General features: G+C 67.1%; 11 protein-coding genes. 6 read left to right on the forward strand and 5 right to left on the reverse strand.

Annotated elements, in window-relative coordinates; all coding sequences use genetic code 11:
- The first annotated feature begins 13 nt into the window (after window positions 1–13).
- Window positions 14–1,345, forward strand: a complete 1,332-nt coding sequence (gene hemL / locus AC5RUO_RS05685) for a glutamate-1-semialdehyde 2,1-aminomutase (protein ID WP_494008778.1) — start codon at window positions 14–16, stop codon at window positions 1,343–1,345.
- A gap of 119 nt (window positions 1,346–1,464) precedes the next feature.
- On the opposite strand, the gene AC5RUO_RS05690 is transcribed toward hemL, so the two are convergent.
- From AC5RUO_RS05690 to AC5RUO_RS05705, 4 genes are all read right to left on the reverse strand, one after another.
- On the reverse strand, window positions 1,465–2,202 hold the full coding sequence (locus AC5RUO_RS05690; RefSeq protein ID WP_494103013.1) for an amino acid ABC transporter ATP-binding protein: 738 nt from the start codon (window positions 2,200–2,202) through the stop codon (window positions 1,465–1,467).
- The gene (locus AC5RUO_RS05695; RefSeq protein WP_494008776.1) at window positions 2,199–2,963 is read right to left on the reverse strand and encodes an amino acid ABC transporter permease; all 765 of its coding nucleotides are present in this window, start codon (window positions 2,961–2,963) and stop codon (window positions 2,199–2,201) included. Before AC5RUO_RS05695 ends, AC5RUO_RS05690 begins: the two co-directional genes overlap by 4 nt.
- 16 nt (window positions 2,964–2,979) lie before the next feature.
- On the reverse strand, window positions 2,980–3,915 hold the full coding sequence (locus AC5RUO_RS05700; RefSeq protein WP_494008775.1) for a substrate-binding periplasmic protein: 936 nt from the start codon (window positions 3,913–3,915) through the stop codon (window positions 2,980–2,982).
- Between the two features lie 335 nt (window positions 3,916–4,250).
- Entirely contained in the window at window positions 4,251–4,961 is a 711-nt protein-coding gene (locus AC5RUO_RS05705) for a 3'-5' exonuclease (protein WP_494103014.1), read from the reverse strand.
- A 63-nt stretch (window positions 4,962–5,024) separates the two neighbouring features.
- On the opposite strand from AC5RUO_RS05705, the gene AC5RUO_RS05710 reads away from it, so the two are divergent.
- The 3 genes from AC5RUO_RS05710 to AC5RUO_RS05720 all read left to right on the forward strand — a co-directional run bounded on the left by AC5RUO_RS05710 (window position 5,025) and on the right by AC5RUO_RS05720 (window position 12,333).
- Window positions 5,025–5,441: an MGMT family protein gene (locus tag AC5RUO_RS05710; RefSeq protein ID WP_494103015.1), complete on the forward strand. Its 417-nt coding sequence runs from the start codon at window positions 5,025–5,027 to the stop codon at window positions 5,439–5,441.
- A gap of 134 nt (window positions 5,442–5,575) precedes the next feature.
- Window positions 5,576–8,800 carry an ATP-dependent helicase gene (locus AC5RUO_RS05715; protein ID WP_494103016.1) on the forward strand — a complete coding sequence of 1,075 codons (3,225 nt, stop codon included), beginning with the start codon at window positions 5,576–5,578 and terminating at the stop codon, window positions 8,798–8,800.
- Window positions 8,797–12,333 (forward strand): ATP-dependent helicase, encoded by a 3,537-nt coding sequence (locus tag AC5RUO_RS05720; protein WP_494103017.1) that lies wholly within the window; start codon window positions 8,797–8,799, stop codon window positions 12,331–12,333. Before AC5RUO_RS05715 ends, AC5RUO_RS05720 begins: the two co-directional genes overlap by 4 nt.
- A gap of 37 nt (window positions 12,334–12,370) precedes the next feature.
- Here the strand turns inward: AC5RUO_RS05720 and AC5RUO_RS05725 are convergent, their stop codons facing one another.
- Window positions 12,371–13,666, reverse strand: coding sequence for a macrolide 2'-phosphotransferase (locus AC5RUO_RS05725; protein WP_494103018.1), 1,296 nt, complete (start codon window positions 13,664–13,666; stop codon window positions 12,371–12,373).
- Between the two features lie 144 nt (window positions 13,667–13,810).
- Between AC5RUO_RS05725 and nudC the strand changes: the two genes are divergently transcribed.
- Both nudC and AC5RUO_RS05735 read left to right on the forward strand, forming a co-directional pair.
- A complete protein-coding gene (nudC, locus tag AC5RUO_RS05730; protein WP_494008769.1) occupies window positions 13,811–14,833 on the forward strand; it encodes an NAD(+) diphosphatase in 1,023 nt (340 codons plus the stop codon).
- 54 nt (window positions 14,834–14,887) lie between these two features.
- Window positions 14,888–17,023, forward strand: a complete 2,136-nt coding sequence (locus tag AC5RUO_RS05735; protein ID WP_494008768.1) for an ATP-dependent DNA helicase UvrD2 — start codon at window positions 14,888–14,890, stop codon at window positions 17,021–17,023.
- Window positions 17,024–17,033 lie beyond the last annotated feature (10 nt).

Raw genomic sequence — 17,033 nt, forward strand, 5'->3', positions numbered from 1 at the left:
GAGAATAGGAACCATGACTTCCAGCAATCCTCGCAACGAGGCATTATTCGACCGCGCCCGCCAGCTGATGCCGGGCGGCGTCAACTCGCCCGTCCGCGCCTTCGGCTCCGTGGGCGGAACGCCCCGCTTCATGGTGGCCGCCAAGGGCGCCTACCTGACGGACGCGGACGGCAAGGAATACGTTGACCTGGTCTGCTCCTGGGGCCCTGCGCTGCTGGGCCACGCACACCCGGCGGTGCTGGACGCGGTCCATGCCGCGGTTGACCGGGGACTGTCCTTCGGTGCCTCCACTCCGGACGAGGCCAACCTGGCCGAAATCGTCAAGGAACGCGTGCCCGCCGTCGAACGCCTCCGGATGGTGTCCACCGGCACCGAAGCCACAATGACCGCCGTCCGGTTGGCCCGCGGCTTCACGGGGCGCAACCTGATCATCAAGTTCGCGGGTTGCTACCACGGCCACCTTGACGGGCTGCTGGCATCCGCCGGGTCCGGCGTCGCAACCCTCGCCCTGCCAGGTTCCGCAGGCGTCACCGAGGCGACTGCCGCGGAAACCCTGGTCCTGCCGTACAACGACCTCACCGCCGTCAAGGAAGCATTCGCTGCGCACGGCCCCAACATCGCAGCCGTGATTACCGAGGCCGCCCCGGCCAACATGGGCGTGGTGACCCCGGAAGAGGGCTTCAACCTGGGGCTGTCCAGGATCACCCGGGAACACGGGGCCCTGCTCATCGTGGACGAGGTGCTCACGGGCTTCCGCACCGGCTACTCCGGCTACTGGGGACTGACCGGCGGAGCGCCCGACGCCGCCGATCCCTGGACCCCGGATCTGCTCACATTCGGCAAGGTCATTGGCGGCGGCATGCCGACGGCGGCACTTGGCGGACGCGCCGACGTCATGGACCACCTGGCTCCCACCGGGCCTGTGTACCAGGCTGGAACGCTGTCCGGAAACCCGGTGGCCATGGCCGCCGGCGTTGCCACACTGACCAACGCCACCCGCGACGTCTACTCCTACATCGACACCCGCTCGCTGGAACTGTCCTCGGCTCTTTCCAGCGCCTTGGATGCCGCCGGGGTGGACCACTCCATCCAGTTCGCCGGAAACCTGTTCTCGGTGGCCTTCGGAACTTCCAGGCTGGGCGTCCACAACTACGCCGACGCCCAAGCCCAGGAGGCTTTCCGGTACGCGCCGTTCTTCCACTCCATGCTGGAGTCCGGCGTCTACCTGCCGCCGTCGGTGTTCGAGGCCTGGTTCCTCTCCGCAGCCCACGACGACGCCGCCATGAACCGGATTTTCGACGCCCTGCCCGCCGCGGCAGCGGCAGCCGCTGCAGCCCGGCCGTAATTCCGGCCGCCGGGCGGGTTCCGCCGTCGCCGGCTTAACGGCAAATCCCCGCGTCCCGGACCAATCCACCCACCATGTGTGGGGGAAAGGCCCGGGACGCGGGGATTTCTTGTCTTCGGCTAGAGGACGTCCGAAAGGAAGCCCTTAAGCCGGTCGGTGCGCGGTGCGGTGAAAATCTGCTCCGGCGGACCGGATTCCACCACGACACCCGCGTCCATGAACGTGACGTTATCCGAGACGTTGCGGGAGAAGCCCATTTCGTGGGTCACCACCACCATGGTCATGCCGCCCTTCGCCAGGTCCGCCATGAGGGCGAGGACACCCTTGACCAGTTCGGGGTCAAGGGCCGACGTGGCCTCATCGAAGAACATGACCTCCGGCTTCATGGCCAGAGCCCGGGCAATCGCCACGCGCTGCTGCTGGCCGCCGGACAGGTTGGCTGGACGGGAATCGGCCTTGTGCTTCAGGCCCACCAGGTCCAGCTGCTCCAGGGCTTCGGCACGGGCCTGGTCCTTGGGCAGCTTCCGGAGCTTACGGAGGGCCAGCGACACGTTGTCCACCACGGTCTTGTGCGGGAACAGGTTGAACTGCTGGAACACCATGCCGATCCGCTGCCGGAGTTCGTCCGGGTTGTCCTTGAGGACGGATCGCCCATCCAGCAGGATGTCACCCTGGTCGGGCTCGATCAAGCGGTTCATGACGCGCAGCAGCGTGGACTTGCCGGACCCGGACGGGCCGATGACCGAGGCCGTGGTGCCCTTTTCCACATGCAGGTCGATCCCGCGCAGAACGCGGTTGTGGCCAAACGAGAGGTGCAGGTTCTTGCCGGTCAGGGTTCCGGAAGCGAATTCAGTCATGCGTGTGCCCCCTTGCCGATAGGTGCTGCCAGCTCGTCCGGCTCCTTCTTCTCCGGCTTGCCGGTACGCAGCCGGTGGTCGATGAAGTTCACGAAGTGGGTGAGCGGGACGGTCAGGATCAGGTACAGGACACCGGCGGCGACCAGCGGTGACAGGTTGCCGGTGTTGGCCATGGCATCGTTGCCGATCCGGAAGATCTCCCGGTCGGAGGCTGCCAGGCCCAGCATGAACACCAGCGAGGAGTCCTTCAGCAGCGAGATGAACTGGTTCACCAGGGCGGGAAGGACCCGCCGGATGCCCTGGGGCACCACTACCAGGCGCATGGAGCTGCCGTAGCTGAACCCGAGTGCGCGCGAGGCCTCCAGCTGGCCCTTCTCAACGCTCTGGATACCAGACCGGAAGATCTCGCCGATGTAGGCGGCGGCGATCAGGGTCAGGGCCAGGATCCCCAGGGGATACGGGTTCCGCGAACCCGTGATTTCCCTGGCGATCGGACTGAGGCCGATGCCGATCACCAGGATCACCAGGATGGCCGGCAGGCCGCGGAAGATGTCGGTGTAAATGCGTGCCGCCCACCGGGCCCCCGCGTTACGGGAAATGCCCATCATGGCCAGCAGCAGCCCCAGCAGGGATCCAAAGATGCCTGAGGCAATGGCCAGCATCAGGGTGTTGGGCAGGCCCACCATGAACAGGGCGGGAATGACTTTGGCCATTTCCTCCCAGTTGAAGAATGTGTCGGCAAGCTGGTCCAGGAGATCCATAAAGGTCCCGGCTCAATCAGCTCTGGGGAACCGTGGCGGCCTTGCTGCCCGGCTTCCAGTCAGTCGGCATTTCGCGGTCCGGGTACCACTCCTTGGTCAGCTTGGACCAGGTCCCGTCCTCGATTACGGCGTCCAGGCCCGAGTTCAGCGCGTCGATCAACGGCTGGTTGTCCTTGGCCACCGCGTAGGCGGTGAAGTTCTCGGTGTTGATCTTCGATTCGACGATGGCGGTGCCGTCGCCTTCCTTGACCTGGCCTTCAGCCTGCTGCGACGGAGCCACCCAGGCATCCACCTGTCCGTTGCGGACGTTGGCGTAGACGGTGGCGTAATCCGGGAAGCGGATCGGTTCCATCTTCAGGGTGTTGGTGACGTAGTCGTCCTGGACGGTGCCCTGGACGACGCCGACGCGCAGATCGGAGGTGAGGTCATCGAAGCTCTTGACGTCGCCGTCGGTCTTGGCGACGACGGCCATGTAGCCGAAGTCGTAGCCGTTGGTGAAGCCGACATTCTGGCGGCGGGCTTCGGTGGTGGAGATGGAGGAGGACCCGACGTCGAACTGCTTGGTCTGCACCTGGGAAAGGAGCGCCGAGAAGTCCGTGGCAACAAATTCCACCTCGAGGCCGAGCTTGGCGGCGATGGCGCGCAGGAGCTCGTTGTCGTAGCCGGTGAACTTGCCGGAGGGGTCGATGAAGATGTTCGGCGGCGCGTCCGAGAGGGTGCCCACTTCGAGCTTGCCTTCGGTGTTGAGGCCGAGCTTGGTCTTGTCGATCTGGTCGATCGGGGTGACATCCGCAGTGGTGTACTTGTCCAGTGTCTGCTGGTCGCTGCCGGCGAGGGCATCGGTGGGGGTGCCGGCGGGCTCCGGGGACCCTGAACCGCAGGCGGCCAGGGAAACCGCCAGGGCCAGAGCAACGGGGGCGGTAGTCAGCCACTTCATCGCTTTGATTTTCATCAGGTTGTCACTTTCATTGAGTCATAAGTCAACCGGGCCGCAAGGCTGCGCTGATGGCGCCTGGCACCTGCCCTGTGCTGGTCAAGCATGGCCAGGGCAGGGGTGACCGCAAAACTTTATTGTCTCACTTCATCGAAAATGCGCTGCTAAGGAAATCGAAGGACTAGCAGGGCAGCCTGAAGCCGCATTTAATTCGGGGACTTCCCCTTCCCGCACGCGCAACAGGGAGGCCGCTTAGTGATTCGGCGAATTTGCGGGGCCCCTTCAAGGGTGAAATGCGCAGTCGTTGCACTGTGACTTGTCTCGCATTACGGCAGGGCAGGCCCTGTTGAAGCCTAAAATCCGCCGACGCTGGCATCCTGTGGAGGCAGGACCGGCCAATCACCTTCGACCACGGCGGTGGGCTTGGTCTTGCGGAGGTAGCCCTGGAAGTCCGCAGCCTGGCTGACAGCCCAATCGACTTGGAGCTGGTGGAGCTGGCTGGCCGGCATCATCAGTTTGGGGAACTTGCCGGCCATTGCATCCAGCACCTTCAGAGTGGCCAGGGCGTCAGCGGCAGACGTGTGGGCGTTGTCCAGGACCACGCCGTACTCCTCACACAGGGCCGTGAGGGTGCGCTTGCCCTTTCGGTAGCGGTCCACCTGCTTATTCATAATGTAGGGATCAAGTACCGGGAACCGCGTCAGCTGTGGGACCCCGTACCGGGCCGACTCGGCCGCCAGCACGGTGAAGTCGTAGCTTGCGTTGAAGGCAATGACGGGAACACCGGCGTCGAACAACTCTTGCAGGACCCCTGCAAGTTCCCTGGTGACTTCATGGGCGGGGCGCCCGTCACGCCGGGCCTGCTCCGTGGTGATTCCGTGCACATCGCTGGCTTCAACGGGAATTTCCACCCCCGGATCCGCCAGCCACTCATGTTCCTTGATGACCTCGCCGTGGTGGTCCACGACGGTCACCGACGCTGTGACAATCCGGGCCGCACGGGAGTTCCGCCCGGTGGTTTCGAGATCGAAGGCTGCTCGGGGAAGGGTGTTCCAGGTGCTCATGCTTCAACGCTAAGGGGGACCCCGGACAATTCCGGGGAGCGCCACTGCCGATAGATTGGATGAGTGCGGATCGAGTATGTGGAGGCGGTGCTGGCCGTTGTTGGGCTGGTACCAGCCGGGTCCGTTGTGTCCTACGGCGACGTTTCCGAACTGCTCGGGGCCGGGGGCCCGCGGCAGGTGGGGGCGGTGCTGAGCCATTACGGCAGTGGCGTTTCCTGGTGGCGTGTGCTGAAGGCGAGCGGACATGCTCCCGAGGGGCATGAAGCCGCGGCCCTCCGCCGCTACCTGGATGAGGGAACACCGCTCCGAGGCGGCTTCGGGTCCTTCCTCCGGACCGGGGAGGGCCGGTGGCGCGTCGATCTGTCCGCCGCTCGCTGGCAGCCGACCGACGGGGATCTGGACAGGGTGGACGGCATCGCCGCGGCGCTGGAGCGTCGGCTCCAGGGATTGTCGGTGGCTGATGATGGAATGTCGGTGTGACAGTAACTCTTCCCTTCACGGGACCACGTGACGAATACCGGCCCGACCCCCAGCCGGGGCAGGAGTCCGCTTTCGGGCCCGGTGCTGGCAAAGCAGGAAGCAGCCCAGACGCTACCGCAGGAAGGCCAGGTTCCTTGCGGCTGCTCGCGCCGCGCCAGATCCATGCAGCCGCGCCGTCACTCATTCCTGACCAGCAGGCCGCCGTCGATGTTCCCTTTGGAGCCGGGCCCGTGCTGGTCCCCGGGGCCCCCGGGACCGGTAAGACCACTGTGCTCATCGAGGCTGCCGTGGAGCGCGCCCTGCGGGACGGTATCGATCCCGAGCGCATGCTGATCCTTGCCCCGAGCCGTCTGGCCGCTGATTTCCTGCGGGACCGCTTTACCGCCCGGCTGGACCGAAGCCTCAGCACCACCCCCGCACGCACGTGGGCTTCCTACGCCTTTGACCTGATCAGGCGCGCCAAGGCTGAGGGCGTCATCCCGCTGGCCCGGGCGCCGCGCCTCCTGTCCGGCCCCGAACAGGACCTCATCATCAAGGAACTCCTTGACGGGCACCGCCTTCCGGGCCTGGAACTGCCGTGGCCTGAGGACCTCAACGGCGCGCTCGAAACCCGCGGGTTCCGCCAGGAGGTCCGGCAGCTCTTCGACCGGATCATCGAGTCCGGCCGTACTGCGGAGGATCTTGAAGTGCTTGGCCGTGAGTGCGGCAGGCCCGACTGGACCGCCGCGGCTGGCCTCTACAACGAGTACCGGGATGTCCTGGACCTCAGGATGCCGGAGGCCTTCGACCCCGCCGGAATCATCACAGCGGCACGCCACATCTTCCAGGACGCGCCGGAATTCCTCGCCGCCGAACGGGACAGGCTGCAACTGGTGGTGGTGGACGACATCCAGGAAGCGAACCCCGCAGTATTCGAGCTCCTGGCGGACATCGCGGCAGGCAAGGACTGCTATGTGGCGTACTCGCCCGATACCGTGGTCCAGGGCTTCCGGGGGGCCCGGCCCGACCTCGTGGCGGAGCTGCCGCGGCTGCTGTCGCCGGGAGCGCCCCTCGTGGAGCGTCCGCTGTCCCATTCCCACCGCCTGGTTCCGGCGCTCGCGGACGCCTGGCTCGGCGTAGCCGGCCGGATCTCGCAGCGCGCGGGTGGGCAGCTGGCCAGGCGGCTGGAGCATCCGCAGAAGGACCGGCCGGAGGGGAACCTGCAGGAAGGGACCGTCGAGGCGCACCTGGTCCCGTCAGCAGTGCACGAGCTCCGGTATGTCGCCCAGCGGATCCTGGACCAGCACATCAACCATGGCCGGGACCTCACGGAGATCGCTGTCATTGTGCGCAACGGCGGACAGGTCAGCGAGCTGCAGCGTTACCTCTCGGGGCAGGGGATCCCTGTCCGGGTGCCGGTTGCCGAGTCGGCCGTGCGGGACGAAGTAGCGGTACGCCCCCTGCTGGATGCCTTTGCCATTGCACTGGACCCCACATTGCTGACCCCGGAAGCCGCGGTGTCCCTCCTGACGTCCCGGATTGGCGGAGCCAGTTCCATCGAACTGCGGCGGCTCCGGCAGTCGCTTCGCCGTGAGGAACTGCTGGGTGGCGGCGGACGGACCAGCGATGCACTCCTGGTCGAGGCCCTGCTGGAGCCCGGAGCGCTGTCCGCCCTGGGTATCGAAGGCAGGGCGGCCAGGCGTGCCGCCAGGATGATCCAGGCCGGCCGCGAAGCTGCCTTCCAGCCGGGCGCCAACGCCGAATCGGTGCTTTGGGCGTTGTGGAGCTCCACCGGGCTGGCAGCATCCTGGACGGAAACTGCACTGGCAGGCGGCCCCCACGGCGCCCGGGCCGACCGGGACCTGGATGCGATGATGGCGTTGTTCCATACGGCCGAACGGTACGTGGACCAGATGCCCGGAGCCGGGCCCGAACAGTTCCTGGAGTACCTCCTCAACCAGGAACTCCCCATGGACACCCTTGCAGCCAGGGCACAGGTGGATGATGCCGTGGAGCTGATGACGCCCGCCAGCGCAGCAGGACGGGAATGGCCGGTCGTGATTGTCGCCGGCCTGCAGGAGGGCGTGTGGCCCAATACCCGGCTCCGGGGGGAACTCCTGGGCAGCACTCTCTACGCGGACGCCGTTGAACACGGCCCCGCCTATGCGTTGCAACGGGACCCGCTGAGCCGGTTGCGCGAAATCCGTTACGACGAACTGCGTAGCTTTTCCACAGCTGTTTCACGCTCCCGGGAGCTGCTCATATGCACGGCGGTCGCCTCGGAGGACGACCAGCCGTCGTCATTCCTCGATTACGTCGCGCCGCTGGAGCGTGGCCAGGAGCGGAGGGGCTTCACCGCGGTGGAGCGCCCCATGACCCTGCGGGCCCTCGTTGCCGAACTGCGGCAGCATGCCCAGCTGGACGGGAACCATGCAGCGGAGGCCCGGGAGGCGGCAAGGGTGCTGGCCCGGCTGGCGGCGGCCGTGCCGCCTGTCCCCGGTGCCCATCCCTCCACCTGGTGGGGACTCGCGCCGCTGACGTCCGAGGCAGCCGTGGTTCCGCCCGGCGGTACCGTGTCCGTGTCGCCGTCGAAGGTAGAAACGGTCCAGAAGTCGCCGCTTGACTGGTTCGTGCAGGCGGCCGGGGGCGAGGCGGCCACAGACTTTGCCCGCAGCCTGGGAACATTGGTGCACGCCATTGCGCAGGAACTGCCGGACGCCTCGGGCGGGGAGTACCTCGCGGAGCTGGTCCGCCGTTGGCCCACCCTGGGCATGAAGGACAACTGGGAGGGCCGGCTTGATTTCCAACGGGCGGAGTCAATGGTGCGTAAGCTCGCCCAGTACATCATGGTGATGAGGAGCGAGGGCCGCAGCCTCGTGGGCGTGGAGCAGGATTTTGAGGTGCCCCTTGGCGAGGTGGCAGTGGACGGTCTGGCCCCACGTCAGGCCATACTTCGCGGCCAGGTGGACAGGCTGGAGATCGACGGCGAAGGCAGGTTGGTCATCGTGGACCTCAAGACGGGAAAGCGGCAGCCCGGAAAGGCTGAACTGTCCCGGCACCCCCAGCTCGGTGCCTACCAGGCAGCAGTCCTCGCGGGAGGATTTGCCGAGGCAACAGGCAGGGAGGGCGGTACCCTGCCCGGCGGGGCTGTTCTAGCCCAGCTCGGAACAAGCGCCAAGAACCCTGCGGTCCAGCAGCAGGATGCACTCGACCCGCAGGAGAATTGGGCCCTCGACATGGTAAAGGATGCAGCGAAAGTGATGGGCGGCAAGGTATTCGAAGCCCGGCATGATCCGGCAAAGGGGAGCCACGGAGGCCATGGCTGCAAGCTGCCCGAGGTATGCCCGCTCTGCGTGCGTGGAAGGCAAGTGACGGAATGAGCCATAACCTCGACGTGCTGCCCGGCCGGCAGGGTGCTGAGCCGGATGCCGGGCCATCAGCGGCGGCCGCAGCAGCTCCCCAGCCACCGGGGGCACGGTTCAGCCCCGAGGAGTTGTCGGTGCTCCTGGGTGAAAAGAACATGCCCACAGCCGAACAATCCGCCATCATCTCCTCGCCGCTCACGCCCCGGCTGGTCATCGCCGGTGCCGGCTCCGGCAAGACGGCCACCATGGCGGACCGGGTGGTGTGGCTCGTGGCCAACGGCTGGGTGCGGCCGGAGGAAGTCCTCGGCGTGACGTTCACCAGGAAGGCCGCGGGGGAACTGGCATCGAGGATCCGCGCCAAACTGGTGGCCCTCCAGCGGCTGGTTGCAGGCGATACGGCGCACCAGGTCTTTCCGGAAGGCCTGCTCAGCAGTGATGCCCTGGAACCCAAAGTGTCCACTTACCACTCCTTCGCCAGCGGGATCGTTTCCGACTACGGGCTGCGGTTGGGCGTGGAACGGGATGTGGTTCTGCTGGGCGGGGCGCAGGCGTGGCAGCTGGCCAGCGAAGTGGTGGAAGCCTACGACGGCGAGTACGCCCACTTCCGTGCCGCCAAGTCCACCCTGGTGAAGGCGGTCATCCAACTCGCCGGAGAATGTGCCGAACACCTTCAGGAACCGGAAGACGTTGAGGCCTGGCTCATGGCCCGGCTCTCAGACTTCGAATCGCTTCCTTACCTGGCCGACAAAAAGAAGAACGCTCCGCAGGCCGTTGCAGAGCTGGCCGCCATGCTTCGCACCCGCGCCAGCGTTGCCGACATGGTGGGCAGGTATGCCGAGGCAAAGCGGGCACGCGGCGCCCTCGATTTCGGCGACCTGGTGGCGCTCGCAGCCAAGGTGGCCCGGGACGTTCCGATGGCCGCCCAGATGGAACGCCAACGGTACAAAGTTGTCCTGCTCGATGAGTTCCAGGACACCTCGCATGCCCAACTCGTCCTGTTCTCGCGGCTCTTCGGCGGCGGGCACGCCGTCTCGGCCGTCGGAGACCCGAACCAGTCCATCTACGGTTTCCGCGGGGCCTCGGCCGGCCAGCTGTTCCATTTCGTCCGGGAATTTCCTGTCCGCCAGGAATCTGTGGACGGGCAGGCAGGCTGGGCGCCTGCACCCACGTCCTACCTGACCACCGCCTGGCGGAACGGACGATCCATCCTGGCGGCGGCGAACGTGACGTCGGAAGCGCTGGTCAAAGCCGAAGCGCAGCGTGGACCGGCAGGCGGCAAGGGAGCGCAGACCGCGCATGTGCCTCCGTTGCAGCCCAGCCCCTATGCTGCCCAGGGCTCCGTGGTGCTTGGCCGTTTCGGCAGTGACGTGGAGGAAGCTGCGGCACTTGCCGAAGATGTCCTGAAATACCGGGTGACAGACTTCGAACTGAAGCCCGATGGAACGCCCGTACCGCCAGCGATCGCCGTCCTGTGCCGGCGGCGGGCGCAGATGGAAGTTATCCGCCGCCAGCTTGAAGCCAGGAGCATCCCCTACGAGATCGTGGGCCTTGGCGGGCTCCTGGACACACCCGAGGTGGTGGACCTCGTGGCCACCCTCCGGGTACTGGCCGATCCGGGCCGGTCGGACGCGCTCATGCGGCTGCTCGCCGGAGCGAGGTGGCGGATAGGACCGGCAGACCTGATGGCCCTGCGGGACTGGTCCAGCCACCTGGCCCGCCGCCGCGGGCAGGCCGCGGAGCGGTCCGACGACGATTCGCCCGACGAGGATTCCCCCGTTCTCGAGGGTGACCTGACAGATGGTGCCAGCCTCGTGGAAGCCCTTGACTGGCTGCCACGCGAGGGATGGACTTCCTCCAGCGGCAGGTGCCTGAGCACCGGGGCCCGCGGCCGCCTCCTGCAGCTTTCGGCCGAGCTGCGGCAGCTCCGCGGCTACCTCGGGGACGACCTCACCACACTCCTGGGGGAAGTGGAACGGGGCATGCTACTGGATATCGAAGTTGCGGCACGCCCAGGGGTCAGCATCCACCAGGCGCGCCGCAACCTGGACGCCTTCCAGGACGCCGCTGCAGGATTTCTTCGGACCTCCCAGCGGGTGGACATCCTTGCCTTCCTTGCCTGGCTCGAAGCTGCAGCCGCGGAGGAGAACGGGCTCGAAGCTCCGCCCGGCGATGTTAACAGGGAAGCTGTCCAGCTTCTGACCGTCCACGCGTCCAAAGGCCTGGAGTGGGACGTCGTCTTTGTGCCCGGGTTGAACGCCGGGGCTTTTCCCAGCGACAAGGACTCCCGCTGGAGCAGCGGGAGTGCGGCCCTGCCGTGGCCCCTGCGGGGTGACCGTGCAGATCTGCCGCAGTGGGACCTGGACCAGCCGGACCAGAAGGGCTGGCTGGATGCGGAGAAGGACTTCAAGGCGGCCGTGCAGGCGCACGGGGAATCGGAGGAGCGACGCCTGGCTTACGTTGCCTACACCCGGGCGAAGCACGTCCTGTGGGTCTCCAGTGCAGCATGGGTGGGATCGCGCGCCGCCAGGGCGGAAATGTCACCGTTCCTGGCCGAACTGGATGTCCTCGTGAAGTCCGATGGGCAGCCGGTCCGGGCCTCGGTCCATCCGCTGTCCCTGGCGGAAGACGCCCTGCCCGAAAGCAGCCCCTTGTCCAGCGAAACCGAAGTGGCACGTTGGCCCTACGATCCCCTTGAAGGCCCGGTGGATCCCCGGACAGGGGAGCGGCTCCGGCTGGCCGGGGGCCGCAGGGAGGCCATGGACAGGGCTGCTGCCCTTGTTCTGGCCGAACTCGAGGCCGCCGGGAACCACCAGCATGAGTCCGGACCATTGGATGCTGAAGGCGGCCCGGCAGGCATCACCGGCCTGGCTGGACCAGCGGCCGGGTGGGCACGGGAAGCCGCGCTGCTGCTGGAGCGCCGCGCCAAACGGTCCTACGGTCAGGATGTTCACCTGCCAAGCCATATCTCCGCATCCATGCTGGTGGACCTGGGGAACGACCCGTCGGACGTGCTCGCCAGGCTCCGCCGGCCGGTTCCGCGTGAACCCGGAATGTCGGCACGCAAAGGAACGGCATTCCACGCCTGGGTGGAGGAATACTTTGGGGCTGCCGGAATGCTCGATCTGGGTGAGGCTCCCGGTTCGGACGACCATATCGACGCCGCCTACGACCTCGACTCCATGGTGGCGACGTTCCGCGCCTCACCCTGGGCCGAGCGTTCGCCGGCCTTCGTGGAGGTCCCCGTTGAAACCCGGGTGGGCGAGGTGGTTGTGCGTGGCCGGATCGACGCTGTATTCCGGGACGCGGACGGGTCCTGGGACCTCGTGGACTGGAAGACCGGCCGGCGTCCGTCCGGTGCCCAGTTGCGGGCACGGTCGGTGCAGCTGGCCGTATACCGGCTGGCGTGGGCACGCCTGAAGAACGTTCCGCTGGAGGAAGTGCGGGCAGCGTTCTTCTATGTGGCCGACAACGAGGTGGTACGGCCCCACGACCTCGGAACGGCCGAGGAGCTGGAGGCCATCGTCAGCGCAGCCCTGGATTCCCGGTGACCGCACGGGTCGGGCGGATCCGGGGTAGCGCTTCCCGTTAGGACTGCCGGGCGTTGATGATCGGCAGGGCGGCGGTGGACGTATCGTCGGGCCCGTCCTGGGAGTGCTGTTTCCCCCCAGCCGCCTGCTCCGGCTCGGCGGGGATGGGTGTCACATGAACCGCCGGCTTAACCGGGACGGGAACAACCTCCACCGCCGGCTGTGCCGGGACGGGAACAACTCCTACCGCCGGGTGTGCCGGGACGGGAACGGCTCCTACCGCCGGGTGTGCCGGGACGGGAACGGCTCCTACCGCCGGCTGTGCCGGGACGGGAATGACCGTAACGGCCGACCCACCCGGTCCGGACCCGCCGTCGGACGTTGCTGCGCCGGGCACGGTGACGGCGGCGGGCTGCGGCTCAACACTGATGGGTTGGCCGCCGTGCTCAGCGATGTCGTTGGCAAGTGTCTCCAGCATGCCCTCCGCCTCCGCCACCATTGCCGGATCGCCCGCAGCAATTCCCTTGACCAGGTACTGGGCCAGGGCGAATTCGGCCGAAAGGGCGGCCCTGCGCAGCAGGTGATTGTCCGGGGTGTCGCGCCGGCTGGCCGTGTAGCGGGCCAGGACAGCATCCACGAAGTCCTGCTCGTTGGATGCCACCAGCCAGGCGAAGTCGTCAGCCGGGTCGCCGATCCGGAGGTCGGTCCATCCGGTCACGGCCGTGACGCGCTGGCCTTCGACCAGGATGTTGTCCTCGTGCAGGTCGCCGTGCACCACACAGGGATTGAAGCGCCACAGCGATACATCCTCCATGGCGTGCTCCCACCGCAGCAGGAGCGCCGGCGGAATCTTCCCGGTGGTGGCTGCCTGGTCCAGTTCATTCAGCCTGCGCTGGCGGAACTCGTTGGGAGTGTAGCTGGGCAGGTCGGCGTTGCTGACCAGGGCCCGGGGCAGATCGTGGATGGCTGCCAGCGCCGCGCCGATTTCGCGGGCCAGGGCCTCAGGGCCCGCGGTCAGCTCCTCAACGCTGCGGGTACTTCCGGCCAGGTGTGAGTAAACAAATGTGCTCAGGGTGCCCAACCGGACGCTGCCGGCCACCGTGGGCATCAGGAACGGAAGTTCGGCCCGGATTCCCGGCGCGAAGGCCCGGAGCACCAGGAACTCGGTCTCCAGCCGGGTGCTGGCCTCCGCGTGCCGGGGAGACCTGACCCGCCAGCGTTTGCCCTCCGAATCCAGGAGCAGGGCCGAATCGAAGTCTGCGGGATCATCCGGGGCAGAGCTAACGGCCGTTGGGGTCAGTCCGGGGACTGCCGCGGTTGCAACGGCTGCCAGTTCAATCGGTTTTCTTCTCACCGTTCCACGGTAGATTGCCCGCCGTCCAAGTCACCGGTCTGCGGGCGGCGAGTCTTCAGATCGGTGCAAATGGGGGGGGTACCCGCGGGGCGGAGGGCCACGCCGGAAATGCGGATTGTCGGTCCATGTCAGTACGGTGGATGCATGAGCCACGCGGAGTCTGTCACACCGGTCCATCAGGGAGCGCCGGCGCTGCTGCCGGCCAACCACCTCCGGGACACCCTGCTTCCCGTCCGGCCGGCGTTGGTGGACAGGGGATCGGCCGTTCGGACCAGGCCGGGGATGGTGGACGAACTCCTCGCCGCGCCAGGCACGCTGGCAGCCGTCCTGTCCGGGCGGCAGGGACTGGTGCAGGACGGAAACCTGTTTATGACCGGCGCTAAAGGCCTGCTGGAGGGCCTGTCAGCGGTTTCCGCCACGCCGGAACTGGTGATCTACCTCGGAGCTGCCCTGCCGGGCTCCGGCCTTCCCGCCGGCACCGAGCTGCTGCTTTTCGTTCTGTCCGAGCCGCTGGAGCCGGGCACTGCGGGCATTCCGGGCGATGCCGCCTGGGCAGGATTCCGGGACGTGGCTGCAGGCCTGACGGAAACCGGCACTGCCTTGTTCGTTGAGGCAAGCGCCATCGCCAACTGGCATGCAGGCCACACGCACTGTCCGCGGTGCGGAACGCCCACCCTGGTGGAGGCCGGCGGCTGGATGCGCCGCTGCCCGGCAGATTCGTCCGAGCACTATCCGCGGACTGACCCCGCCATCATCGTCACCGTTGTGGGGCCCGACGGGCGGGTGCTTCTGGGCGGCGGGGGCCCGGTGGACGCGAAGAACTTCTCCACCCTCGCGGGGTTCGTTGAACCCGGTGAATCACTGGAACAGGCAGTGGTGCGGGAGGTGCTTGAGGAAGTGGGAGTGCGCGTCACTGCTTGCCAGTATCTCGGTTCGCAGTCGTGGCCTTTCCCGGCCTCCCTTATGCTTGGATTTACCGCCGTCACCGAAGATGCCGAGGCAACGCCCGACGGCGTGGAGGTCACCAGGGCGCGCTGGTTCAGCAGGGAGGATCTGCAGGAAGCCGTTCTCAGGGGTGATATCACCATTTCCAGCAGGCTCTCCATTGCACGGGCGCTCATTGAGCATTGGTACGGCGGGCGGATCGAGGACCGCGCCGGCGCCTGATCCCTTATCCACCAGACTCCAAGCACGCGGTAGTCGAGACATAAAGCAGCAGAAGTGACTACAGAAATTTTTGACGGGGCGGCATCGCTTGAGGACCGGATCCTTGGCGGGCTGGACGCTGAACAGCGCGAGGTTGCGAGCACCCTCAACGGACCCCTGTGCGTGCTCGCCGGCGCCGGGACGGGAAAGACCCGGGCCATCACCCACCGCATCGCCTACGGCGTCCACTCCGGCGTGTACACTCCACAGCGGCTGCTGGCCGTCACCTTCACTGCCCGGGCAGCTGCCGAGATGCGCAGCAGGCTCCGGGACCTTGGCGCAGGCAATGTCCAGGCCCGCACGTTCCACGCCGCGGCCCTGCGCCAGCTCCAGTTTTTCTGGCCGCAGGCCGTGGGCGGCTCGCTTCCCAACCTTCTGGACCACAAGGCGCAAATGCTGGCAGAGGCGGCCCGGCGATTAAGGCTGAGCACGGACCGGGCCTCCATCCGCGACCTGGCATCGGAGATCGAATGGGCCAAAGTGTCCATGCTGACTCCCGCCAACTACCTCGAGAACGCCCAAGGGAGGGGCACGCCGGGCGGCTTCGACCTGACGGCTGTCGCCCGGGTGTTCCAGGCCTACGAGGACGTCAAGACCGACCGCAACGTCATTGATTTTGAGGACGTCCTGCTGATCACGGTCGGGATCCTGCAGGAAGACGAACGGGTTGCCGCCACCGTCCGGGAGCAGTACCGGCATTTCGTGGTGGACGAGTACCAGGACGTGTCGCCGCTGCAGCAGCGGCTCCTGGACCTGTGGCTGGGCGGGCGCGACGAATTGTGCGTCGTGGGCGACGCCAGCCAGACCATCTACTCCTTCACGGGCGCATCGCCCCGGCACCTCCTGGACTTCAAGGCCCGCTATCCCCAGGCCAACGTGGTCAAACTGATCAGGGACTACCGCTCCACGCCGCAGGTGGTGAAACTCGCCAACGACCTCCTGGCTGCCCGGCGCAGCGGAGGACCCGCAGCGGATGCCGCGTGGGCTGCGCCCCTGCAGCTTGTGGCGCAACGGCCGGCAGGCCCCGTACCCACGTTCACGGAATGTGCCGACGACGAAGCCGAAGCCGCCACGGTCTCCCAGAAGATCAAGGCCCTCCTCGACGCCGGCACACCGGCAAGCGAGGTGGCCATCCTGTTCCGGACCAACGGGCAGTCCGAGGCCTACGAGCAGGCGTTGGCCGCCGCTGGCATCGGCTACCAGCTCCGCGGCGGCGAGCGGTTCTTCGCGCGCAAGGAAGTCCGTGACGCCATCCTCCAGCTTCGGGCCGCAACCAGGGCCGCCAGCGAGGCCGATGCGCCGGAGCCGTTGGGGCAGCTGGTCCGGGACATCGTTGCCTCCCTCGGCTACACAGACTCCGCACCACACAGCGGCGGCGCGCTGCGGGAGCGCTGGGAATCGCTGGCGGCGCTCGTGGCGCTGGCCGACGAACTCGTCCAGAACCGGGGTCCGCAGTTTGGCCTGGTTGACTTCGTCAACGAACTTCAGGAACGCTCACTGGCCCAGCACGCGCCCACAGTCCAGGGGGTGACGCTGGCATCCCTGCACGCCGCCAAAGGCCTGGAATGGGATGCCGTGTTCCTCGTTGGGCTCAGCGAAGGCCTGATGCCCATCTCCTTCGCCGACTCGCCGGAATCCGTGGATGAGGAACGCCGGCTCCTTTATGTCGGAATCACCCGAGCCCGTGAACACCTCGCGCTGTCCTGGAGCACCGCACGGACGCCCGGTGGCCGCGCCAACCGCAAGCCGTCCCGGTTCCTCGACGGGCTCCGGCCCGCATCAGTGGCGAGCTCAAATGCCCGCGGCAAGGGTGTGGCCCCGCGCCGGAAGGCAGCGGCCCCCGCAGTCTGCAGGGTGTGCGGGAGCATGCTCGCCACCGGCGCCGAGCGCAAGGTGGGACGCTGCAACGCCTGCCCGCCGGGTTACGAGGAACAGACCTTTGACGCACTCCGGAACTGGCGCCGGGAAGTGGCAGTGTCCACGGACGTCCCGGCCTTCGTGGTCTTCACCGACGCAACACTGACAGCCATCGCCGAGGCCCGGCCGGCCTCGCTTGAAGAACTCGCCGGCCTTGCCGGGGTGGGCCCTTCGAAGCTGGAGAAGTACGGGGAAGCCGTGCTCCGGGTCCTGGCCGAAAGTACGGCACTGTGAGTCCCGGAGC

Source organism: Arthrobacter sp. Y3221087 (assembly GCF_059089905.1).